At 69.2% G+C, this 22,311-nt stretch carries 19 protein-coding genes and 1 pseudogene; 12 read left to right on the top strand and 8 right to left on the bottom strand.

Annotated elements, in window-relative coordinates:
- The first annotated feature begins 28 nt into the window (after positions 1-28).
- The 7 genes and pseudogenes from G9373_RS06865 (at position 29) to G9373_RS06835 (ending at position 7,470) form a co-directional block, all read left to right on the top strand.
- Positions 29-901 (top strand): ABC transporter permease, encoded by an 873-nt coding sequence (locus tag G9373_RS06865; protein ID WP_005571488.1) that lies wholly within the window; start codon positions 29-31, stop codon positions 899-901.
- 12 nt (positions 902-913) lie between these two features.
- The gene (locus G9373_RS06860; RefSeq protein ID WP_133985929.1) at positions 914-1,810 is read left to right on the top strand and encodes an ABC transporter ATP-binding protein; all 897 of its coding nucleotides are present in this window, start codon (positions 914-916) and stop codon (positions 1,808-1,810) included.
- Positions 1,807-2,718, top strand: coding sequence for a glycosyltransferase family 2 protein (locus G9373_RS06855; protein ID WP_133985928.1), 912 nt, complete (start codon positions 1,807-1,809; stop codon positions 2,716-2,718). Before G9373_RS06860 ends, G9373_RS06855 begins: the two co-directional genes overlap by 4 nt.
- Before the next feature lie 157 nt (positions 2,719-2,875).
- Positions 2,876-3,991 carry a ribosome small subunit-dependent GTPase A gene (gene rsgA, locus G9373_RS06850; RefSeq protein WP_133985927.1) on the top strand — a complete coding sequence of 372 codons (1,116 nt, stop codon included), beginning with the start codon at positions 2,876-2,878 and terminating at the stop codon, positions 3,989-3,991.
- A 593-nt stretch (positions 3,992-4,584) separates the two neighbouring features.
- On the top strand, positions 4,585-6,384 hold the full coding sequence (locus G9373_RS06845; protein ID WP_064080284.1) for a zinc ribbon domain-containing protein: 1,800 nt from the start codon (positions 4,585-4,587) through the stop codon (positions 6,382-6,384).
- Between the two features lie 3 nt (positions 6,385-6,387).
- Positions 6,388-6,528 (top strand): annotated as a pseudogene (locus G9373_RS46280) (GTPase RsgA); the annotation flags it as partial.
- A gap of 66 nt (positions 6,529-6,594) precedes the next feature.
- Positions 6,595-7,470, top strand: a complete 876-nt coding sequence (locus G9373_RS06835; RefSeq protein WP_054248767.1) for a class I SAM-dependent methyltransferase — start codon at positions 6,595-6,597, stop codon at positions 7,468-7,470.
- On the opposite strand, the gene G9373_RS06830 is transcribed toward G9373_RS06835, so the two are convergent.
- The 3 genes from G9373_RS06830 to G9373_RS06820 all read right to left on the bottom strand — a co-directional run bounded on the left by G9373_RS06830 (position 7,442) and on the right by G9373_RS06820 (position 11,736).
- Positions 7,442-8,965 carry a glycosyltransferase family 39 protein gene (locus tag G9373_RS06830; protein WP_133985925.1) on the bottom strand — a complete coding sequence of 508 codons (1,524 nt, stop codon included), beginning with the start codon at positions 8,963-8,965 and terminating at the stop codon, positions 7,442-7,444. The genes G9373_RS06835 and G9373_RS06830 overlap by 29 nt on opposite strands.
- Entirely contained in the window at positions 8,962-10,851 is a 1,890-nt protein-coding gene (locus tag G9373_RS06825; RefSeq protein WP_054248769.1) for a glycosyltransferase, read from the bottom strand. Before G9373_RS06825 ends, G9373_RS06830 begins: the two co-directional genes overlap by 4 nt.
- 81 nt (positions 10,852-10,932) lie before the next feature.
- Positions 10,933-11,736, bottom strand: coding sequence for a glycosyltransferase (locus tag G9373_RS06820; RefSeq protein ID WP_005253252.1), 804 nt, complete (start codon positions 11,734-11,736; stop codon positions 10,933-10,935).
- 82 nt (positions 11,737-11,818) lie between these two features.
- On the opposite strand from G9373_RS06820, the gene G9373_RS06815 reads away from it, so the two are divergent.
- Positions 11,819-14,002: a hypothetical protein gene (locus G9373_RS06815; protein ID WP_133985924.1), complete on the top strand. Its 2,184-nt coding sequence runs from the start codon at positions 11,819-11,821 to the stop codon at positions 14,000-14,002.
- Here G9373_RS06815 and G9373_RS06810 read toward each other — a convergent pair.
- Both G9373_RS06810 and G9373_RS06805 read right to left on the bottom strand, forming a co-directional pair.
- Complete coding sequence (locus tag G9373_RS06810; RefSeq protein ID WP_005571168.1) at positions 13,974-14,825, bottom strand: SGNH/GDSL hydrolase family protein; 852 nt, start codon at positions 14,823-14,825, stop codon at positions 13,974-13,976. The two genes, G9373_RS06815 and G9373_RS06810, sit on opposite strands and share 29 nt — an antisense overlap.
- A gap of 61 nt (positions 14,826-14,886) precedes the next feature.
- Positions 14,887-15,507, bottom strand: coding sequence for an XRE family transcriptional regulator (locus tag G9373_RS06805; RefSeq protein ID WP_005253247.1), 621 nt, complete (start codon positions 15,505-15,507; stop codon positions 14,887-14,889).
- A gap of 86 nt (positions 15,508-15,593) precedes the next feature.
- Between G9373_RS06805 and G9373_RS06800 the strand changes: the two genes are divergently transcribed.
- The gene (locus G9373_RS06800) at positions 15,594-16,550 is read left to right on the top strand and encodes an NAD(P)/FAD-dependent oxidoreductase (RefSeq protein WP_133985923.1); all 957 of its coding nucleotides are present in this window, start codon (positions 15,594-15,596) and stop codon (positions 16,548-16,550) included.
- Here G9373_RS06800 and G9373_RS06795 read toward each other — a convergent pair.
- Together G9373_RS06795 and G9373_RS06790 are read right to left on the bottom strand one after the other, a co-directional pair.
- A complete protein-coding gene (locus G9373_RS06795) occupies positions 16,540-17,505 on the bottom strand; it encodes a Gfo/Idh/MocA family oxidoreductase (RefSeq protein ID WP_133985922.1) in 966 nt (321 codons plus the stop codon). The genes G9373_RS06800 and G9373_RS06795 overlap by 11 nt on opposite strands.
- Positions 17,505-18,605, bottom strand: coding sequence for a DegT/DnrJ/EryC1/StrS family aminotransferase (locus G9373_RS06790; protein ID WP_005571174.1), 1,101 nt, complete (start codon positions 18,603-18,605; stop codon positions 17,505-17,507). The genes G9373_RS06795 and G9373_RS06790 overlap by 1 nt, the downstream gene beginning before the upstream one ends.
- A 104-nt stretch (positions 18,606-18,709) precedes the next feature.
- Between G9373_RS06790 and G9373_RS06785 the strand changes: the two genes are divergently transcribed.
- The 3 genes from G9373_RS06785 to G9373_RS06775 all read left to right on the top strand — a co-directional run bounded on the left by G9373_RS06785 (position 18,710) and on the right by G9373_RS06775 (position 21,293).
- On the top strand, positions 18,710-19,429 hold the full coding sequence (locus G9373_RS06785) for a DapH/DapD/GlmU-related protein (RefSeq protein WP_133985921.1): 720 nt from the start codon (positions 18,710-18,712) through the stop codon (positions 19,427-19,429).
- 69 nt (positions 19,430-19,498) lie between these two features.
- Complete coding sequence (locus G9373_RS06780) at positions 19,499-20,491, top strand: lysylphosphatidylglycerol synthase transmembrane domain-containing protein (protein WP_133985920.1); 993 nt, start codon at positions 19,499-19,501, stop codon at positions 20,489-20,491.
- Between the two features lie 10 nt (positions 20,492-20,501).
- Positions 20,502-21,293, top strand: coding sequence for a class I SAM-dependent methyltransferase (locus G9373_RS06775; protein ID WP_133985919.1), 792 nt, complete (start codon positions 20,502-20,504; stop codon positions 21,291-21,293).
- On the opposite strand, the gene rfbB is transcribed toward G9373_RS06775, so the two are convergent.
- On the bottom strand, positions 21,283-22,287 hold the full coding sequence (gene rfbB / locus G9373_RS06770) for a dTDP-glucose 4,6-dehydratase (RefSeq protein WP_133985918.1): 1,005 nt from the start codon (positions 22,285-22,287) through the stop codon (positions 21,283-21,285). The two genes, G9373_RS06775 and rfbB, sit on opposite strands and share 11 nt — an antisense overlap.
- Positions 22,288-22,311: the final 24 nt, after the last annotated feature.

Genomic DNA, 22,311 nt, shown 5'->3' with positions numbered 1-22,311 from the left:
AACTCGACTCCCGGTAGGCTCGGTGCCCGTGTCAGCATCCGCTATCGAAACCGAGGCCACAGGCGGCCCGCTCCCGACGTCCGACTCGCAGACCTTCCGTCGCGCGTTCAAGGACCTCAGGGACGGCTTCGCTCAGCGCGAGCTGTGGCTGAGCCTCGGCTGGCAGGACATCAAGCAGCGCTACCGCCGGTCGGTGATCGGCCCGTTCTGGATCACGATCGCGACCGGCGTGCAGGCCGCGGCGATGGGCATCCTGTACTCCGCCCTGCTCGACATCCCGCTGGACGAGTTCCTGCCGTATGTCACCGTGGGTCTGATCGTCTGGAACCTGATCAGCGCGAGCATCCTCGAGGGATCCGAGGTGTTCATCGCCAACGAGGGGCTGATCAAACAGTTGCCGTCGGCGCTGAGCGTCCACGTCTACCGGCTGGTGTGGCGGCAACTGCTGCTGTTCGCCCACAACCTCGTGATCTACGTGGTCATGCTGTTCGCGTTCGGGGTGTGGCGCCACCTGACCTGGATGTCGCTGGCCGCGATCCCGGCGATCGCGCTGATCGTCGTCAATGCGGCGTGGGTGTCGATCATGTTCGGCATCTTCTCCACCCGGTACCGGGACATCGCGCCGATCCTCGGCAGCATGACGCTGCTGCTGTTCGTGCTGACTCCGATCATGTGGACGACGCAGAGTCTCGAGGCTCAGGGCGGGCAGGCCGCCGAGCGCGTCAAGCTCGCCGAGTTGAACCCGCTGTTCCACTACCTCGACATCGTGCGCGCGCCCATGATCGGTCAGGATCAGCAGGCGTACCACTGGTACATCGTGCTGACCATCACCGTCGTCGGGTGGGCCGCCGCCATCCTCGCGCTTCGCAAGTACCGGGCCCGTGTGCCCTACTGGGTTTAGGGGTCAGAAGTAATGACAGAGCATGTGAGTATCGAGACGCGGGACGCCTGCGTCGACTTCCCGATCTTCGACGCCAAGTCCCGGTCGCTGAAGAAGGCGTTCCTCGGCAAGGCCGGCGGGTCGATCGGGCGCAACAACTCGGACGTCGTGGTGGTCGAGGCCTTGCGCGACATCAACCTGTCGCTGAAGGAAGGCGACCGGATCGGCCTGGTCGGCCACAACGGCGCCGGCAAGTCGACGCTGTTGCGGTTGCTGTCCGGCATCTACGAACCCACCCGCGGCAGCGCGAGCATCCGCGGCCGCGTGGCCCCGGTCTTCGACCTCGGTGTGGGCATGGACCCCGAGATCTCCGGCTACGAGAACATCATCATCCGCGGGCTGTTCCTCGGGCAGACCCGCAAGCAGATGCTCGCGAAGATGGATGAGATCGCCGAGTTCACCGAGCTTGGCGAGTACCTGTCGATGCCGCTGCGCACGTACTCCACCGGTATGCGCGTGCGCGTCGCGATGGGTGTGGTCACCAGCATCGACCCGGAGATCCTGCTGCTCGACGAGGGCATCGGTGCCGTCGACGCGGAGTTCATGAAGAAGGCGCGCGTGCGTCTGCAGGCGCTGGTGGAGCGGTCCGGCATCCTGGTGTTCGCCAGCCACTCCAACGAGTTCCTCGCCCAGCTCTGCGACAGGGCCATGTGGATCGACCACGGTCAGATCCGTCAGCAGGGCGGCATCGAGGACGTCGTCCGCGCGTACGAGGGTGACGACGCCGCCGACCACGTCCGCCACGTCATCTACGAGTTGGACCGGGAGAAGTCCGGGGTCACCGCTTCGGCCGAACGGGACGCCCGTAGCGACAGATCGAACGAGCGTCCCGTTCGTACGGCCGCGGAAGCCGAGGCGGAGTCCGCGTGAGCGCTGCTGCCGAGCGGATCGTCGGTGTCGTCGTCACCCACAAGCGCCGCGCACTGCTGGCGGAATCGCTGAAGGTCCTCGGCTCGCAGACGCGTCCGCTGGACCACCTGGTGGTCGTGGACAACGCCGCCGAGGACGACGTGTGTGAGCTCGTCGAATCGTCCGGGATTCCCGTCAGCTACCTCGGTTCGCAGCACAATCTGGGCGGGGCGGGCGGCTTCGCGCTGGGGATCCTGTACGCCCTCTCGCTCGGCGCCGACTGGGTGTGGCTCGCCGACGACGACGGACGGCCCGAGGGACCGAAGGTCCTGGAGACGCTGCTCGATTGCGCGCAGCGGCACGGGCTGGCCGAGGTCTCCCCGGTGGTCTGCGACATCGACGACCCCGACCGTCTCGCGTTCCCGCTGCGCCGCGGTGTGGAGTGGCGACGGCTGCGTTCCGAACTGTTCGCGGACGGCGACGACTCTGCCGACCTGCTGCCGGGCATCGCGTCGCTGTTCAACGGCGCCCTGTTCCGCGCGTCGGCGATCGACACGGTCGGCGTTCCCGACCTGCGTCTGTTCGTCCGCGGCGACGAGGTGGAGATGCATCGCCGGCTGGTGCGATCGGGGCTGCCGTTCGGCACGTGCCTGCAGACGGCGTACGTGCACCCGAACGGCGCGGAGGAGTTCAAGCCGATCCTCGGGGGCCGGATGCACACGCAGTACCCGGACAACGAGACGAAACGGTTCTTCACGTACCGCAACCGCGGCTACCTGCTGTCCCAGCCGGGCATGCGGAAGCTGCTGCCGCAGGAATGGGTGCGGTTCGGGTGGTACTTCCTCGTCACGAGGCGTGATCCGCAGGGTCTGCGTGAGTGGATGCGGTTGCGGAAGCTGGGCCGTCAGGAGCGGTTCGAGCGACCGTAATTCGGTTGCGTCCGGGTTCCGCCGGGTGGGAGCATCGTGGGGTTCCGGTCTGAGAATCTCGACGTGTTGCGAAGGAGTGAGTGTCCGATGACTGTCTCGTCGGTCGACGCCGTGTGCGTCCGCTCCCCCTTCCCCCTCGCCTGACCGAACCCGTGCAGTGGTCCGGTCGGCACTCATCGACCCGAGGATCACACCCACCATGTTCGACCCTGGACAACTCCTGCCCTACGGCTGGAACGACACACTTTCCGACACCTTCGACAACTACCCGGCCGACGGTCGCGAGCCCGGGCGGGTGATCCGCGTGGACCGCGGTCGCTGCGACGTCGCCACTCCCGCGGGCGTCGTCCGCGCGCTCGCCGGTGAGCACACTCTCTGTACCGGCGACTGGGTGACGCTCCACCGTCACGGCGACGAGATCGCCGTCGCCGACCTCCTCCCGCGGCGCAGTGCGATCGTCCGGGCGTCCGCGTCCGGCCGGTCGGAGGGCCAGCTCCTCGCGGCCAACGTCGACACGGTGGTGATCGCCGCCGGACTCGACACCGTCCTCGATCTCGGACGCATCGAACGCCTGCTGGCCCTGGTGTGGGAGAGCGGCGCCCAGCCGGTGGTCGCGCTCACCAAATCCGATACCGTGCAGGATGTTTCCCTCGCGACCGCAGAGGTGGCAGCGGTGGCGCCGGGTGCGACGGTGCTCGCGGTGAGCGCCGACACGGGCGACGGCATCGACGTCCTCACTGCCGTGATCGACGGGACGGTCGCGCTCATCGGACCGTCCGGCGCGGGCAAGTCGACGCTCGCGAACGCGTTGCTCGGCGAAGACGTGCTCGCGACCGGACGTGTCCGCGAGGGCGACCACAAGGGGCGGCACACGACCGCGCACCGTGAACTCCTGCCGCTGCCCTCCGGGGGCGCCCTGATCGACACGCCGGGACTGCGGGGTGTCGGCATGTGGGACGCTGCCGACGGCATCGACAAGACGTTTCCCGAGATAGAGGAACTCGCGGCGCAGTGCCGGTTCGCGGACTGCTCGCACACGGCCGAACCCGGCTGCGCGGTGCAGGGCGCGGTGGAGCGCGGCGAATTGCCCGAGCGGAGGCTCTCAACTGTTGCCTCGATATCTAATACTATCCGGTATGTTCTGACACTATCTACGACGCGAATTGGTGAGGCTGCGCAATACTTGGGCCCGTCGGCAGTTAGGACGCGCACGGCGGCATCGGAGGGCCGGTTGCCCTCTCGGCGCACCGGTTTCGGGGGACCGAAACTGTGATCGCGTGGACCCCGACGCCTACCTGGGCCGGCCTGTATCGGAGTGTGCGGGAGCGACGCCGGAGAGGTGGAGGCATTGTAATGCCGGGTGTCGGGCTCGACCGGGCGGGAGGCTTCGCTGGCCGATCAGGAAAAGGTGTTTCGGGAGAGCGTTTACTGGTGAGGTGTGTGGGGTCTCCAAAGGATCGCGGTTCGGGACTCGAGGGAGTGGCGAGGGGCGCGGCCGGATGCTCGACGACGCGGCCAAGGGCGGGGTTCACGGTGGTGCGGGTGGTGGCGAGATCGATTGGCCCGATTCGCCGGTGGCGTGGGTCGGGCGGTACTTGTCGGGGGTCGGCGTTACAGTCGGGTTCTGTGAGAGGCGGGCGAGGTATCGCTGGGGGAGTTGGTGGATGACGTCATCGCGTTGCTGGCATCGTTGTCCGGCCGGTTGTAATCAGCCGCGGTCGATGCAGTTTCAACACCGACTTCTTCAATACCGGCTTCGGGGCGATGCCGGCGCACGGTTGGGAAGGGGTGGCTGGTGAGGATCTCGGGGGATCGCGAATCTTGTTCGGCCGCGGGGGTGCTCGCCGATCGTGAATTGGGCCCGGCATGAGCGGGCCGGGATCGACTGCGGCGCGGCAGTTTTCGGTGACCACCCGCGCCCATGTGGCGGTCGACGATGCGACCGGCGAGCCGATCGGTCTCGACGACGTCGATGTCCGGGTGGGGTGGCTGCTCGACCTGGTCGCCGCGGCCGGCGCCGAGTTGGTGTCGCGGCTGTGGCAGCCGGCGACGTTCGATGTGCTCGCCGCCGGCCTTGACCGCCAGGACCGCAGGCTGCCCGCGCAAGGTCACGTCGCCGCGGCCCGTCTCGGCTGGACTCCGTTCTATCCGGACGGGGTCTACGTGCCGTCGCGGGTGAGCAGGGTGGTGACCGCGCAGGTGGTGGCGACCCTGCGGACCCTGGCCTACCGGGACACCGCGATCGCGGCGCTCTCGGCCCGGTTCGACCCGGCCACCGGTCGTCTGACCGCACCCACCGAGCCGGGCGACTCTGTGCCGGCGGGTTTCGCCCGGGGCGTGCGGCGTCAGCTCGCCGCCCGCGGGGGCGGCGGGGCACCGGCCGGCCGGTTGCGGATCACCGAAATACAGGGACCGCCACAGACGAGCGCGATGGCCCGGCTGTCGGCCGCCGATCGGCAACTCGCGCAGATCACCGTGACGGGCCGTGAGCTGGTGTTGACGGTGAAGCTGCCCACCAGTCCGACCCCGGCGGGGCGGGCGCAGTGGCGCAGTGTCCGACTGACCGCCGCCATCCCCGAGCATCTGCACGGCAGAGCCGTTACCGACTGGCATCTGCCGACCCTGGTCCTCGACGGCCGGGGTCTGCTCTGGCGGTGCGCCGCGACCGAACTCGTCCCCGCAGACGACCTGGACTCGGCCGCGGTCGCGGTCGGGGTGGACTGGTCCCCGACCAGTCTGGGTGCCGCCGCCCTCGTGGCCGAGGGTGCTGACGGGTTGTCCTCGGATTACCGAGGTTGGACCTACGACGACCGCGGCCTCGGGATCAAACTGGCACGCCTGCAGACCGAGGGGCAGCTGCTGCACGGCAAGGCGGCCCGGTTGACGCGGCTCGCCGCCGCCGCCCCGCCCGAGGTACGCGCCCGGCTGGAGGCGAAGATCGCCGTCCTCGACGCCCACCGCACCGCGGTGGGTGTCAAGAGGGGAATGATCAACCGGGAACTGGCCTTCCATTTCGCCCGCCAGGTCACCGACTACGCCACCGCCGCGGGCGCGCAGGTGATCGCGGTGGAAGATCTCACCACCCTCGAGACCCGCGGACGCGGACGGGTCAACAACAACCGGGCCGCGCAGTCCGCCCGCCGCCACGCTGTCACTGCCCTCGCGCACACCGCCGCAGGTGTCGGCGTCACGGTGGTCTCGGTGCCCGCCCGGGGCTCCTCCGCATGGTGTCCGGGCTGCGACGAACCGCTCTCCCGCCCCGGCGGCTACCACACCGCCTGGTGCCCGGCCTGCCAGGTCGGCGGCAACCGCGACCACATGGCCGGGGTGAACCTGGCCAAACGCGCACTGCTCGGCAGAAGCAAAGTCACCAGGCGGCGTGGGCGGATGCCCGTGGTCCGGGTGGCCGAACATGCGCCGGTGCGCCGGTGCCGCGACAAGAACGGTCCCACACCGAGCAGACCGCGGCACCGCCGGGTCCGCCGCAGCCTGCCCCCCACAACACGGCGGGTGGGGGTGAATCCGAAACAGCATGTTCCTGCACCACAAGCGTCGGTGTGGGACACGGTCAAACCCACACCACCGCACGGTGATACCGGTAGCCGTGACACACGTACATCTCAAGCGTCCGCCCCACCAGTGGCAGACGGTATGAGATCTACGTAGACGCTTGCCAGCTACCGCAAGCTGATTCGGGAGAACGGCTGGATCGCGTCACGCACCGATGCGAGGCTCCGGGCCGAGCGTGAACGCGAGTGGAAGAGCATCGCCCGCTGGCAACGTCAGATGTACCGCAGTCGCGGTCACTGACACGGGCGCCCGACCCGCATCCCGGTTCGAGCGGTGAGCCGGGATGCGGACTGGCAACATGGGTATATGTTCGATCTTCGGAGAAAGGCCCGTCTCAAGCTTCAACGTGCCATGTCCGAGGTGGTGGCCGAATCGGATCGGCGGTCCCGCGAACTCACCGAGAACCAGCACGACCAGACCCTGGCCGAGCTGAGCGCGACCAACCAGGAACTCGCGCGGGTGCTGTCCGAGCTGTCCGATGCCCGCATGGAGATCTCCGACGTCCAGCAGCGGCTCGGCGAACTCGAGCAGCAGGCCCGCCGCGACATCACGCAGGCGCTGGACGTGCGTGCCACGAACGAGGCCGCGGCGTTCGTGCTCGAGCACATGCCGAAGGCGCCCGTGTTCTGGAATCCGCAGGACACACTGCGCTACGGACTGTCGCAGGTGGAGGTCGAGGGGCTGGCCCTCGAGTTCGGGGTGGCGTCGGGCACCACGCTCCGGATCATCGTCGAACAGTTGAAGGACGCCGAGCACGAGGTGTTCGGGTTCGACGTGTTCTCCGGTCTGCCGCAGACCTGGCGCACCGGATTCCCGGCCGGGGAGTTCGCGCAGCAGAAACTGCCGCACGTGCGGGGCGCGCAGCTGGTGCCCGGACTGTTCGAGGACACGCTGGCGGGTTTCCTCGAGGAACACCCGGGACCGGTGTCGTTCGTGCATCTCGACGCCGACCTGTACTCGTCCACGAAGTCGGTGCTCGACCGGCTCGAACGGCGGGTGGTCGCGGGCACGGTGATCGTGTTCGACGAGTTCTTCAACTTCCCGGGCTGGCAGGAGCACGAGTACCGGGCGTGGACGGAGTTCGTCGACCGCACCGGCGTCGGCTTCGAGTACCTGAGCTACACCGCGAACCACGAGCAGGTGGTCGTGCGGATCACCGCACCAGCTTCACCGCCTGCGTGACGTTGAACGTCGCGCGTGCGTCGATCCGCAGTCCGGACCGCGCGAGAGCGGCGAACGCCTCGGTGTCCTCGAAGTGGTGCGGCGGCAGCGTCCACACCTCGTTGGACGTGTGCCGGATGATGCGCTCGGTGTCGCGTTCGTAGTCGGTGAAGAACCAGACCACGGAGCACGAGTCGAGCGCGCCCGCGAGGTCAGGGACCGCGAGTTCGTCGTCCCACAGCGACCCCCGGCTCGCGGCCGTGGTCCCGAGCCCGATGTCGCGAGTGCCGTCGAAGGCCTCCGGCCGCACGTTCTTCACGAGCCGCAGCGACGTGGGGTTCCAGGCCGGCTTGTCGAACAGCACGCAGTCGCCGGGGCGGAGGTGTTCCCCGGCGAAACCGTTGACGGTGCTGAAGTCCATGCCGCTGGGTTTCGCCCACTGCTCGCGCTGTTCGAGGTAGCTCGGCGATGCGGCCACCGCGAACACCGCGATCACCGCGGCGGACTGCCACCACTTCCGGGTGAGGGCGGCCAGGCAGAGTCCGCCGACGAGGGCCACCGCGGGCGTCGTGAATGTGAAGTACCGGGGGAGATACACCGGGCTGCGCAGGAGCGAGTACGCGAGCAGCGTCGCCATCGGCACCGCGATCCACGGCAACGCGACGGACAGTACCGGGGGCAGCCGGTGACCGCGCACCAGCGCCACCGACCCGGCCACCACCAGCACGGCGAACAGCACCGCGAACCACGGTGCGCCGACGAACCACTGGTACTCGGCGACGGCCCGGGGCAGGTGCCCGTCGAGCGGCGGGATCCACGCCACCTGGACCGATTCCCGGCGCACCAGTGCCACGAACGGCGCCGCGACCACCGCCCCCGCGGCCGTGCCCGACGTCCAACCGAGCCAGGACCGCCGGGCCTCGCGCAGCAGCAGGATCGTCAGCAGGTGCGCGGGAACGAGGGTGATCAGGTAGACGAACAACACGATCGACACCGCCAGGCCTGCGGCGTACAGCGCCCACAGCCACCAGCGCCGGAACCTCAGTGCCGCAAGGAGAATCACGGTCAGCCAGACCGCGGCCGCCGCCGTGGCCGCGTACCCGCGCGCCTCCGTGGCCGCCCACGTGACACTGGGCAGGATCACGAACAGGATCCCGGACAGCACCGCCACCCGCCTGGTCGAGATCAGCGCACCGAGCACCACCACGCCTGCGCCCGCCGCGCCAGTGGCCAGGGCGCTCGGGAACCGCGCCGAGAACTCGGAGGCACCGAACGCCGCGAACCAGTAGTGCATCCCGACGTAGTACAGCCCGTGCACGGCATCGATGTGGCCGAGCAGATTCGACAGGTCGGGCCGGGACCGCTGACTCGAGTACAGCGTCGCGACCTCGTCGTACCAGAACGACGGACGCCAACTCCACGCCGCGCCGAGCACCACACCGACAGCGAAGACGAGGAACGAATCCCGGAGCAGCCCGCGAACATCGCGTGCCCGCAACGGTCCGGCCGACGTCACTGACCGTAGAGGCGAGCCCAGTTCTCCCGGCTGGTGAGCTGCGGCAACGCGTCCCGGTACTGGCGCTGCGTGGACGCCGCATCCTCGCGGAACCGTTTCATCAGCTTCGCGGTCCGGGCCGTGAGCTCCCGGGCCGTCTCCTTGTCGCGGCGGCGCACCCGCACCCCGGACTGGGAGGCGTCGGTGATGACGGCGGTGTCGAACAGCGACACGTGCCACCAGTGCGCCTCCGCCACAGGGATACTCGCGACACCGTGCTGGGTGCGGCCGAGCCACTGGTTCGCGGCCCGCTTGGCGAGGACGAGGTCGAGCTTGCTCTTGTCGGGCTCGAAACCGGCGTACCGGGTGACGAGATCGGAGTTGCGGACCCCGGGAATGTTCGACGCGGGATGCTTGACGGTTTCGGGGAACCGCTTGCGCTCCTCGCGGATCGACGCCAGCACGGCCTGACCGCCGTCCTCGAGCACCTTCGGGCCCTCGAGGAAGTCCTCGATCCCGCGAATCATGGTGTACGCCAACCCGTACTGCATCGACACGAGGTACTGGGTGACCTCCCGCGTCATCATCTTGCTCAGCGACTTGGCGTCGAAGTCACTGTGCAGCGCGGCGGCGATCAGCGAGTTGCGGATGCTGAAGTACTTGGCCCAGTCGTCGCGGTCCTTCCAGTGGAAGTCCGCGTGCCACACACCGGCGTTGGGCAGGGTGACCGTGACGAATCCGGCGGCGCGGGCGCGGATGCCGTACTCGATGTCGTCCCACTGGAAGAACATCGGCAGCGGGAGCCCGATCTGCGCGACCACCTCGGCGGGGATCAGACACGACCACCACGCGTTGTAGCCGGCGTCGACGCGCTTGTGCTGCTTCTTCTTGATCAGGTTGATGTCGTGCCGCGACCCGGCCGCCCAGCGGCCCGCCTTCAGCTTCGACAGGTCCGCTTCCTCTGCGCTGACGTGCAGGTGTTCCGGGTTCATCAGGTACAGCATCTGCGCGCCGACGAGCGTCGGCTCGGTGGTGACGTTGGCGAATGCGTTCATCCGCAGGATCGACTCCGGCTCGCACAGGATGTCGTCGTCCATCAGGATCAGGTTGGCGTGCTCGTTGATGCCCGAGACCTCGTACATGCCGCGGGTGAATCCGCCGGCCCCGCCGAGGTTCGGCTGCCGCAGGTAGACGAGCTTGTCGCCCAGGATCTCGGCGACCTCGGTGAACTTCTCCCGGTCCGACACGTGGTCGCTGCCCTGGTCGACCACGTACACGGCGTCGATGCCGGACGCCATCGTCGAGTCGTTCGCGATGGCGGCGACGGTCTCGGCGCAGTCGTCGGCGCGGTTGAACGTGCAGATCGCGATCGCGGCGGGCCGGATCACCGACGGCGCGGCGACGGTCCACTCCAGTTCGCTCACCGCGAGGGGGCCGTCGACGGCGGTGAACTCCACCCACAGGGAGCCGCCGTCGAGGTAGGCGTCCAGCTTCGCCGACAGCGTCGCCGTGCCCGAGCCGTCGATCTCCGTCGTCGCGAGGATGCGCGAGTTTCCGCCCGAATCGGAGCCGCGCAGCGCCACCACGGCACGTCCGCCGGCCTCGTGGTGGAACCCGACGGTCACGTCGGTGACCGTGGTCCAGCGCTGGTAGTAGCTGGCCGCGAACCGGCCGAAGTAGGTGTCGGTGTCGACCGTCGCACCCTTCTCGAGGTGCACGACGTGGCGCTCGCGGTGGGCACGGCCCTTGACGATCCTGGCGTACAGGTCGTCCTTGACCCGGGTGGTCGGTCCCGTGAAGAGACCTCGCGCCACCACGAGGCGGTCGGGTGCGCGATGCTCGGTGAGAGCACTCCGTACCGCGGCCGTGCTCCCGTCCACAGGTGCTACCGACGCAGACTCGTTCATAGTGCTCCTACTGTTCCCCGCGAGAGGTGGGCTGGACCGCGCCACGGCGACGGCACGATCCTCTTCTCGGTTCGCAGGGTATCAACCTCGCGACCCGCTCCCCGACCATGCGAGGCGACCTCCGTCCCGGTGACGGGCCCGCAGCCGGAACAGCCCCACCCCCATCGCGAGCACATCTGCCCTGGATATGCGGGTTTCGTGGCTGTCGTGGTCGTCGCTCAGACGCACCGGGACCTCGACCGGCACGATGCCCGCCCGCTCCGCGAGGTAGACGAGTTCGGTGGTGAACAGGAATCCGGGTTCGACGAGGTCGGGAACCAGTCCCCGCATCAGGTCGCCGTCCATCAGGACGGTGCCCTGGGGGTCGCCGGTGCGCATCCCGAGGACCACCCGACGCAACGCCGCGAAACCCCACGTCAGGGTGCCCCGGAGGGCGCCGCGCCGCACCTGCGAGTCGGGGTGGGCCTTGGAACCGATCACGACTTCGGGCAGCCGGCCGTCGTGGCCGGCGGCGAGTTTCTCGGCGCCGTCGAGGTCGTCGAACCCGAACGGCAGGTCGTCCGCCGTCAGCAGCACGTGCGCGCCGCGACTCGCCTCCGCTCCGGTCCGCAACGCGTTGCCCATGCCCTTCTCACTCCGCAGGACGGTGAGCGACACACGTCCGGGCGTCCAGTCCGCGGCGAGGCGGGTGCAGATGTCCACGGTGTCGTCGGTGGATCCGTTCTCCACAACGATGATCTCGACGTCGTGGCCGGCCAGTCGTTCGGCGACCCGGTGGACGGTCTGCTCGATGACGGCGGCGGAATTGTAGGCCGGGACGACGACCGACAGCGCCTTCGGCGCACGTGCGCCTTTCTGGTCGTGGGAACAACCGAAAAGGCGCACGGGCGCAGCCTAACTCGTAGGCTCGGAGTCCGTGGCACCCTCCGCGTCCGTGTCTTCGACGTTCACCCGATCGATACACCGCATGCCCGAGTGGTTGGTGGCACTGGCGGTCGCGGTGGCTGCCGTGGCCGTCGCGACGATTCCGCGGATCGTGTACGACCGCTTCTACTACGGCGGCGACATGCTGGAATCGTTCGTGCCGTCCTGGCACCGGATCGGCACGGAACTCCTGGCCCGGCGGTGGCTCACCGTCAATCCCGACGCCTGGATCGGCGGAAACTACGCGGGCGAGGCCGCGTACGGTCTGTACAACCCGGTCAACCTGGCCAACTACGTCCTGGCCGCGAAGTTCGAGAACCTGTCCGTCGCGGCGTTCGTGATCATGGCCGAGTTCCTTGCGCTGTTCGCCCTCGCGACGTATCTGCTGTGCCGCGAATACGGCGCCCGCCGCGGTCCCGCGATCCTCGCCGGACTGACCATTCCGTTCAGCGGTTTCACCCTGTTCTACGAGGCGGCGGGCTGGCCGTCCGGGATGATGGCCGTCGCGTGGGTGACGCTGTTCTGGTGGTCGGCGCTCCGCCTCTCCCGCGGTCGCACGAACCCGCTGGTCACCTTCGTGATCGGTGCGCTGACGGTGAGCATGGGCAACCCGTACGCCGCGCTCGGCGCCGTCGTCGTACTCCTCGGCATCGGGATCGGCCTGCTGGTCGAGCGGCAGTTCTTCCGGTTGCTCGTGCTCGTCGTCACCGGCGCGTGCGCGGGCACCGCCGCGCTGGTGACGTACCTGCCGCTGTTCCTCAGTGTCGACGTCACCACCCGCGCCGGCAGCACCGGCATCTTCAACGACACGTTCCTGCAGCCGCAGATCGGCGGCCTCGCGGGAATGAGCAGCCCGTCGTATCTCCCCGTGATCATGACGTTCGGGGGTCCCGTCGAGGTGATCCCGTCGCTGTACCTCGCGTGGTTCGTGCTGCCACTTCTGCCATGGCTTCCGTGGGGACGGATCCGCGCGCTGTTCGCGTCCGCGGAGTTCCGTCGCGCGCACGGGCGACCACTGATCAGCCTGGCCGTGATCGCGGTCGTCTACTTCCTCTTCACGTTCGGACCGTCGAACGTCGGGATGTTCCGGTGGCCGATCCGGCTCGTCGAATACCTGTACCTGTGCGTGGTGATCGGCCTGGCGCTCGCGCTGTCGCTGGGGATCGCGCGCGACCGGGTGCGTCACCGGGCGACGGCGTCGGCGGTGCTGATCGCGCTGGGCTTCTACCTGGCGTTCTCGTCCTCGCCCGCCCTGACGCTGCGGCACACGCTGTTCGCGCTGCTCGTCGCGGCGCTGTGCGTGCTCGCGTACACCGGCTGGCGCACGCGGGGGCCGAATGCTCTCGTCGCCGCCCTCGTCCTGGGCACCGTGGTGGTGGCCGCCGCGCAGGTCTGGTCCCTGACCCGCGACGTCGAGCGCGGCAGCCGCGTCGACCCGGCGAGTACATCGGTGCTGTCCGAGCAGACCGACCGCTACCAGGGCACCGTGCTGCAACTCGCCGACCTGGGCGACACGTCCCACGAGGACGTCACCGCCGGCCGGATCCTGTTCGGCAACGAGATCATGGCGTCGTCCGTCGAGGGCAGCATCAACGCCTACACCGGTATCGGGTTCACCGAGTTCCAGGAAGCCCTGTGCATGGACTACCGCGGCGCCGTCTGCCCCGGGGTGTACGGGGCGCTCTGGCAGCCGGTGAACGCGGACATCCCGATCCCGCTGATCGACTACCTCCGGGTGTCGACGCTCGTCGTGGAGCACGGGCTCGTGCCCGAGGTCGCGACGGCACCGCCCCCACCCGGCTGGCACGTCACCGAACGCGGCGACTCCCGGACGGTGTTGCAGCGGGACCGGCCGCTGCCCCTGCCCGGACGCGTGGCGTTCGCGTCCGACGGCGTCCGGGTGCTCTCGTCCGACACGAGCGCGGCGACGGAGACCGTGCGGGTGGCGGGCAGCGGCGGCACCGTCTGGTTCGCGCGCCTCGCGTGGCCCGGCTACTCGGCCACCGTCGACGGCGAGCCGGTGGACGCGACCGCCGGGTGGCACGGTCTGCTCGAGGTGTCGGTGCCGCCGGGTGACCACGATCTGGTCGTGTCGTTCCGGCCGCCGCGGCAGAACCTGTCCGTAGCGGCATTCGGCGCAGCGACGGTCGTGGTGCTGATCTTGTCCGTCGTCGATGCGGTGGTGCGCCGGCGCAGGCTCAGCGCGGCGACCACTCGGACGACGTGAACGCCGACGCCTCGGTGGAGCCGGATCCCGCGACCGACGCGGACGACAACGCGTCGGCGATCAGCTGGTGGCCGATCTGGTTCGGGTGGTCGCCGTCGTCGGCCAGCAGTCCCGTGGGGTCGCCGTCGCCCCACGTCCCCTTGAACGTGCTGAACAGGTCGACGTAGGTGGCGCCCTCGGCACCCGCGACCTCCGAGATGACGTCGTTGGCGCGCAACGTCAGTACGGCGCTGTCCCGGAGGAACTGCGGGCCGTACAACTCGCGGGCCACGTCGCCGTCGGGGAAGACGTCCCAGTACCCGGTGACCAGCACCGCGGTCGGCTGACCGGCCCGCAGTTCGGCGATGCGGTCGAGCACGGACGTCAGCGTGGTCTGTAGCTGCGGGAGGACGGGTTCGAAGCAGCCGAGGCCGTCGTCGCCACCGCAGTCGCCGTCCAGGTAGTCGTCGAGTTCGGCGTAGAAGTCGTTGGCGCCGATCGTGACGGTGACGAGGTCGGCGTCGCGGACGGCGTCGGCGTCGTATTCGCCGGGTTCGAGGGAGTCGAGCAGGTCGGTGCTGGTCCAGCCTCCGACACCCAGGTTGGCCACCTGGACGGGCAGCGCGTCGTCGCCGGACAGCTGATCGCCGAACAGTTCCACGAACGGCGTGCAGCCGGGGCATCCGTCACCGGCCGGGATCGAATCCCCCAGGCCCACGAGAGTCGCACCTGCGGGCGGTGATTGCGGCTGCGGTTGCGCGACGGGCGGTGCCACAGTCGTGGAACAGCCGGCGAGGAGCGGAATCAGGACCGCTACGGGAACACCGAGAATCCAGCGTCGCACGGGGCCTCCCCATCACGTCCTGCGCCTCGGAGGGAGCGCTCGTCACCGGTCCGGACGAATTCTACCGACGGTCGTGCTCGGCTGCCGTTCCCCGCGGGACCGTGCGGACGTGCGCCCGCTCGCCCTGGGGACCGAACAGGCTGAGGATCTCCGCCGGTTGCGGTCCGGGGTTGCCGAACCAGTGCGGGACGTGGGTGTCGAACTCCGCGACCTCCCCCGGCGTCAGGATCACGTCGTGTTCGCCGAGCAGCAGTCGCAGCCGGCCGGACAGGACGTACAGCCATTCGTAGCCCTCGTGGACCTGCAGGTTCGGGACGCCGTTCGGGTCACCCGGTGGGATCACGTGCTTGAACGCCTGGATCCCGCCGGGCCTGCGCGTCAGCGGGATGATCGTCGAGCCGTTGCGCTCGAGGGGTCGCAGATGGACGCGGGGGTCGCCGGTGGCGGGTGCGTCGACGAGTTCGTCCAGGGGCAGTTGGTGGGCGCGGGCCAGCAGGAGCATCAGCTCGAGAGTGGGTTTCCGCTGGCCGGACTCGAGCCGCGACAGGGTGCTCACCGAGATCCCGGTGGACTCGGAAAGCTGGGCGAGGGTGGCACCGCGCTGCTGCCGGAGTGCTTTCAGCCGCGGTCCCACGGCGTCGAGGACGCCGTCCAGATCGGGTACGTCGTTCACACCCACCATGTTGCCACAGCGGCAAACTTGCTTGCCAGTTTCGCGGCCTCCCCGGACAGTGGACGTCACGAGGTCGACGAACGAAGGAGAACGCGATGGAAGACAGTTACGACGTAGTGGTCGTCGGTGGCGGCGCGGCCGGACTCGGCGGGGCACTGGCCCTGTCGCGGGCACGCCGCTCGGTGCTCGTGATCGACGCGGGCGCCCCGCGCAACGCACCGGCCGGGCGCATTCACAACTATCTCGGCCGAGAGGGCACCCCTCCCGGCGAACTACTGGCCATCGGACGCGCGGAGGTCGCCGGGTACGGCGGCGAGATCGTGACCGGCACCGTCACGTCCGCAGACAAGATCGGGGACGGCCAGTTCCGGGTGACACTCGCCGACGGCGCGGCCGTGCGGGCGCGGAGACTGCTCGTGACCACCGGCCTCGTCGACGTGCTCCCCGACATCCCCGGGGTGGCCGAGCGATGGGGACGCGACGTCCTGCACTGCCCGTACTGCCACGGCTGGGAGGTCCGAGACCAGCCGGTCGGCGTCCTCGCCGGCAGTCCGCTGGCGGTGCACCAGGCGCTGATGTGGCGGCAGTGGACCGAGAACGTGACGCTGTTCCTGAACGACGCGGACGAACCCACCGGCGAGGAGTACGAGCAGCTCGCCGCACGCGGTATCGCCGTGATCGACGGCGGTGTGGCCGGGCTCGAGGTGCAGGACGACCGGCTGACCGGTGTCCGGCTGCGCACGGGTCAGGTCTTCTCCCTCACCGCCGTGGTGGTCCCGCCCGTGTTCAGGGCCCGCGCCGACTTCCTTACGAGCCTCGGCCTGGACACCACCGAGATGGAGATGGCCGGACACGTGATCGGCACCGCCGTCGCCGCCGACGCGACCGGCGCCACCGCGGTTCCGGGGGTGTGGGTGGCAGGCAACGTCGCAGACCCGAAGGCGCAGGTGATCGTCGCCGCCGGAGCCGGCCTGAGCGCCGCGGCAGCGATCAACGCCGATCTCATCATGGACGACACCCGCCTGGCGGTCGCCGGAGCGCTCAGCCGGTAGCCGACACCGTCGCCTCGTGGACCACGCGATGCGCGGGCAGGATCGAGTCGCGCTCCGCTTCGGCCTCCCCCTCGCCGCCGATCAGTCCGACGTAATGCGCGAGCTGGGCGGCGAGGGGTTCGTCGCTGTAGCGGAGGGTGGGGATCTCGATCACCGTCTGCTGCTTGTAGCCGTCGCGGTCGGCGGGCAGGTCGTCGTCGATGTGCCGGTAGATGGTGATGTCGCGGCGCAGGAGGTCGATCTCGATCAGGCGGTCCGGCTCCAGCAGCGACAGCTGCCGGACCTTCCGCTGACTCACCCGGCTGGCCGAGATGGTGGCCACCGCACCGGATTCGAAACGCAGCACCGCCTCCGCGCAGTCCTCGGCCTCGTTGCGCCGCGAACTGTCGTGGAAGTACCCGAATTCGGCCTTCACGCCGACGGGTGGTGATCCGACGAAACCGATCGCGAGGTCGACGTCGTGGATCAGCAGGTCGGTCGCGACGCCGGTGGGGATGCGGGAGACGAACGGCGAGTGCCGGATTCCGTTGACCTGCCACACGTCACCGGCGAATTCGCGGGCCGTCCGGACCGCCGGATTGAATCGCTCGAGCAGGCCGCACATCAGCGGGACACCCGTCGCGGCGGCACGTTTCACCAGATCCGTGCTCTCCTCGTACGTTGCGGCGAGCGGCTTTTCGACGAGCACCGGCTTGCCGAGGTCGAGGACGCGGCCCGCCAACTCGTAGTGGGCGGGTGTCGCCGCCGCGACGACGGCGGCGTCGATGCCGTCCAGTTCGTCGAAATCCGCAGCCCATTCGGTGTCGAACCGTGCGGCGACCTCCCGCCCGTGTTCCTCCCGCGGTTCCACGAGCAGGGCGAGGTCACACAGCGAGGACTGCGCGAGAACGCGGGCGTGCAGCGAACCCATCCTGCCGGATCCGATGAGCGCGATCCGCGGTCGCGTGGACGTCATCATGCCTCCATCGCCTCGCGCACCGCGGCGACGATCCGGTCGACGTCGTCGGTGGAGAGCGCGGCGTGGACGGGAATGCTCAGGCACCGGCGGGCCACGGACGTCGCGACCGGCGTGGGCGAGATGATCACCCGGGGATGCTCGCGGTAGCAGTCGTAGTCGTAGACGGTTCTCGGGTAGTAGACACCGCTGCCGACCCCCCGATCTCCCAGACGCTGCGCGAGGGTGTCGCGGTCGATCGGCGCATCGGGTGCGAGGATCACGGTGAACTGGTGCCACACGTGTCCGCGGCCCGCGAGTTCCGAAGGCAGAACGAGACCTTCGACGTCCTTCAGACCGGTCCGCAGCGCCTCGGCGTTGCGCCGGCGCGACTCCACCTGCTGTAGATAGGAACCCAGTTGCGGCAACCCGAGACTGGCCTGCAGATCCGTCATCCGGAAGTTCTGGCCCGCCATCTCGTACTCGTAGCGGCGTCGCATGCCCTGATTCCGCAGCACCCGCAACCGGTCGGCCACCGCGTCGTCGTCCGTCGTGACCATGCCGCCCTCGGCGGTGGTGAGATTCTTGGTGGCGTAGAACGAGAAGCAGCCGAGCCCGAAACTGCCCGCACCCTTGCCGTCGAACGTGGCACCGTGCGCCTGCGCGGCGTCCTCGACGACGGCGAGTCCCCGGGTCTCGGCCAACGGCATCAGCGCACCCATGTCCGCGGTCTGCCCGTACAGATGCACCGGCATCAGCACCCGGGTGCGCTCGTTCACGCACTGCGACACGATGTCGGCGTCGAGTGCGAAATCGGCAGCCCCGATGTCGGCGAACCGGGCCGTCGCGCCGGAGTCGAGAATCGCGTTGAGCGTGGCCACGAACGTGAACGGGGTGGTGAGCACCTCGTCGCCCGGTTGGAGGTCCAGCACCCGCAGCGCCGCGATCAGCGCGGTGGTGCCGCTGTTGACGGCCACGGCGTGCCGGGTGCCGACGAGTTCGGCGAACCCGTCCTCGAACCTCGCGACCTTCGGTCCCTGCGCGACCATCCCTGATCGCAGGGTGTCGAGAACCTCGCGCTCGACGTCCTCTCCGAAAGAGATACTCGAGATCGCGATCACGGTTCCTCCGATAGATTGACGTGCGTTCACACCGTCTTCACAGATTGCACCCTCTTGAAGGTTCCCACGGTCTGCACGGCTCCTGGAAGGAATCGCCAACTTTCATGACCATCGGTGAAAACTGCGAGATCCACCCGACCGTCGTGATAGGCGACGGCGTCACGATCGGGGACCGGGTGAGCATCGGACCGTATGCCGTCCTCACCGGTCCGCTCGACATCGGCGACGACTGCTGGATCGGCGCCCACGCGACGCTCGGGGCGCCGCCGGAGTGGATAGGAAAGACGCATCCCCGCACGTGGACGGAGATCAGTCCACATCAGGGTGTCGTGATCGGCGCGGGCACCGTGATCCGCGAGATGAGCGCCGTCCAGCAGGGGGCCGAGCGGCCGACGACCATCGGGCGCGGCGGATTCGTCATGAACCACACGTCCGTCGAGCACGACGTCCGGATCGGCGACGACTGCGTCCTCTCGCCGTCCAGCACCCTCGGCGGTCACGTGACTCTCGGCGACGGCGTCAACCTCGGTATGAGCGCGGTGGTGCATCAGCGGCGGGTGATCGGTGCGCGGGCGATGGTCGGAATGGGATCGGTCGTCGCCAAGGACATTCCGCCGTTCGCCACGGTGTTCGGCAATCCCGCCGCCCTGCGCGGCACCAACCGGGTGGGCATGAGCCGCGCCGGGATCGCGGACCGGGACATCGCGGCGGTGGCGACGGTGTATGCCTCGGGGCGGCTCGACACCGACGCGGAACTCCCGAACTCGCTCGCCGACGCGTTCGCCTGGTGGCGGGAGCTGGCGGTGAAACCGCTCGTTTCCTGATCCGGCGCCCTCCGATTGCTATCGTCGGAAACGAACGCTGCACTGCCGCAGCGCACTGCCGGTGAGGGGGTGGTTCTCGTGGACGCCGATCCCGAGATCGTCCCGGACCGCGGCGGTCGCGCCGTCCTGATGAACGCGCTGCGGATCCTCGTCACCCTCGCGATCGTCGTCGCCGTCGTGTTCGCCGTGAAATCGCAGTGGGCCGAGGTCAGGGACACGATCACCCAGCTGGACTGGTGGGCGCTCGCCGTCTCCGCGGTGTTCGTCTTCCTCGGCATGGGCGCGGCGGTGCGCGCGTGGCAGCACGCGCTCGGCGCCCTCGAACATCCGATCCCCGCCTTCGACGCCGCCCGCTGCTACCTGGTCGGTCAGCTCGGCAAGTATCTGCCGGGCAGTGTGTGGGCGTTCGTCCTCCAGACCGAGCTCGTGCGCCGGGCCGGGGTGTCGCGGGCCAACGGATTCGTCGCCGTCCTCGTCACCGTCGGGCTGAGCATCACGTCGGCGCTGGTCGTCGGGCTGCTGGCGCTGCCCGCCCTGTTCCACATCAGCACCGTCGCGGCGGTCGCGGTGATCGTTCTCGTCCCGATCGCGCTCGTCTGCTGCTACCCACCGGTCCTCACCCGGCTGGTGAACCTGGCCCTGCGGATCCTGCGGCGGGCCCCGCTGCAGCGGCAGCTGACCATGCACAAGATCGGGCTGGCCCTCGGCTGGTGCGCCGTCAGCTGGGTCCTCTACGGCGTGCATCTGTGGTTCCTCGCGTCGAGCTCGGCGGGATTCGAGGCGGGCACCCTGGTGCAGTGCATCGGCGCGATCGCCCTCGGCATGTGCGTCGGCGTGCTGGTGGTCGTCGCGCCGTCCGGCATCGGGGTCCGCGAGGCCGTCGTCGTCGCGGCTCTGTCCCCGTTCATGGACAGCGGGGTCGCGCTCGGGCTGGCCCTCGCGTCTCGCCTGGTGTTCACGCTGTGCGAGGTGCTCGCCGGCTTCGTCGCCGCGATCGCCGGTTCGCGTTCGCTGCGCAACGCCCTCGTCCGCGAGGATTCCCGGGTACCGCAGCCGTCCTGAGGAGATCGCGATGACGGACGCCTGGGAGATCGATCCCGCGTACGAGCGCTACATCGGCCGCTGGAGCCGGCCGGTCGCGACGCAGTTCCTGCGGTGGCTGGCCGCCGGCCCGGGCGGCGCATGGTGCGACGTGGGTTGCGGGACGGGCGCCCTCGCCCACACCGTTCTCCGCACGGCGGATCCGGCCCGGGTGGTCGGCGTCGAACCGTCGCAGCCCTTCGCGGCGGCGGCTCGGGCCGGCACGGACGATCCCCGCTTCGACGTCCGGTCGGGCACCGCCGAATCCATCCCCGCCGAGGACGGCGAGTTCGACCGCGTGGTGTCCGGGCTCGTCCTCAATTTCGTTCCCCATCCGATCGACGGGCTCGCCGAGATGCGCCGAGTGACGCGAACCGGCGGGACGGTCGCCGGGTACGTGTGGGACTACGTCGAGGGAATGCAGATGATTCGCACATTCTGGGACGCCGCTCGCGAACTCGACGAGGCGGCCGCGGACCTCGACGAGGGCGTCCGCTTCCCGCTCTGCCGGCCCCAGCCTCTCCGCGACGCACTGTCCACCGCAGGGCTGGCCGCGGCGGAGGTGCACCCACTCGACGTGCCCACCGTGTTCTCCGACTTCGACGATTTCTGGCGGCCGTTTCTGGGCGGGCAGGGACCGGCACCCGGATATTGCGCGTCGCTGCCCGCCGTGCGCCGAGACGAGCTTCGCGACCTGCTCGATGCCCGCTCGAGGCGCGACGAGGCAGGCCGCATCGCACTGACGGCGAGAGCGTGGGCGTTTCGCGGAACCGTCAGCCGATGACGGATTCCGTGGCCGCGTACGCCTTCTCCGCGGATTCCTTCTGCGCCCGCCACCACGACTCGTTGTCGCGGTACCAGCGCACGGTGGCCTCGAGCCCGCTGCGGAAATCCTTGTACTGCGGCGTCCAGCCCAGTTCGGTGCGCAGCCGAGTCGAATCGATCGCGTAGCGCAGGTCATGGCCCGGGCGGTCCGTGACGAAGTCGAGGTCGTCGGCGTCGCGGCCGAACAGTTCGAGCAGCGTTCCGACGACGGTCCGGTTGTCGACCTCGCCGTCCGCGCCGATCAGATACGTCTGACCGAGACTCCCCTTCTCCAGGATCGTCCAGACGGCCGCGTTGTGGTCGTCGACGTGGATCCAGTCGCGCACGTTCTTCCCGCTGCCGTACAGACGGGGGCGCACCCCGTCGATCAGGTTGGTGATCTGGCGCGGAATGAACTTCTCGACGTGCTGGTACGGGCCGTAGTTGTTGGAACAGTTCGACAGGGTGGCCCGCACCCCGAACGACCGCGCCCAGGCCCGCACCAGGAGGTCGCTGGACGCCTTGGTGGCCGAGTACGGGCTCGACGGGTTGTACGGGGTCGACTCGGTGAAGCGCTCGGGGTCGTCCAGTTCGAGGTCGCCGTACACCTCGTCGGTGGAGATGTGGTGATACCGGACGTCGTGGGCGCGGACGGCCTGCAACAGCGAGAACGTGCCCATCACGTTCGTCTGCACGAACGGCGTCGGATCGGCCAGCGAATTGTCGTTGTGCGATTCCGCGGCGAAGTGGACCACCGCGTCCGAGCCGGCGACCAGACGGTCCACCAGCGCGAAATCCGCCACGTCGCCGTGCACGAACTCGATGCGGTCGGCCACCGGGTCGAGCGACTGCCGGTTGCCGGCGTACGTCAGCGCGTCGAGCACCGTCACCTGCACGTCCGGGCGCTCGGCCACCGTCTGGTGCACGAAGTTCGCACCGATGAACCCGGCGCCGCCTGTCACGAGAAGCCTCATGTGCACCCACCCTAGTGTCGCGCC

It is taken from the genome of Rhodococcus sp. A14, assembly GCF_011603105.1.
In the GTDB taxonomy this organism is placed as follows: Bacteria; Actinomycetota; Actinomycetes; order Mycobacteriales; family Mycobacteriaceae; genus Rhodococcus_F; species Rhodococcus_F opacus.
The sequence above is the reverse complement of the archived record's forward strand: the minus strand, read 5'-3'. Positions and strand labels throughout refer to the sequence as shown.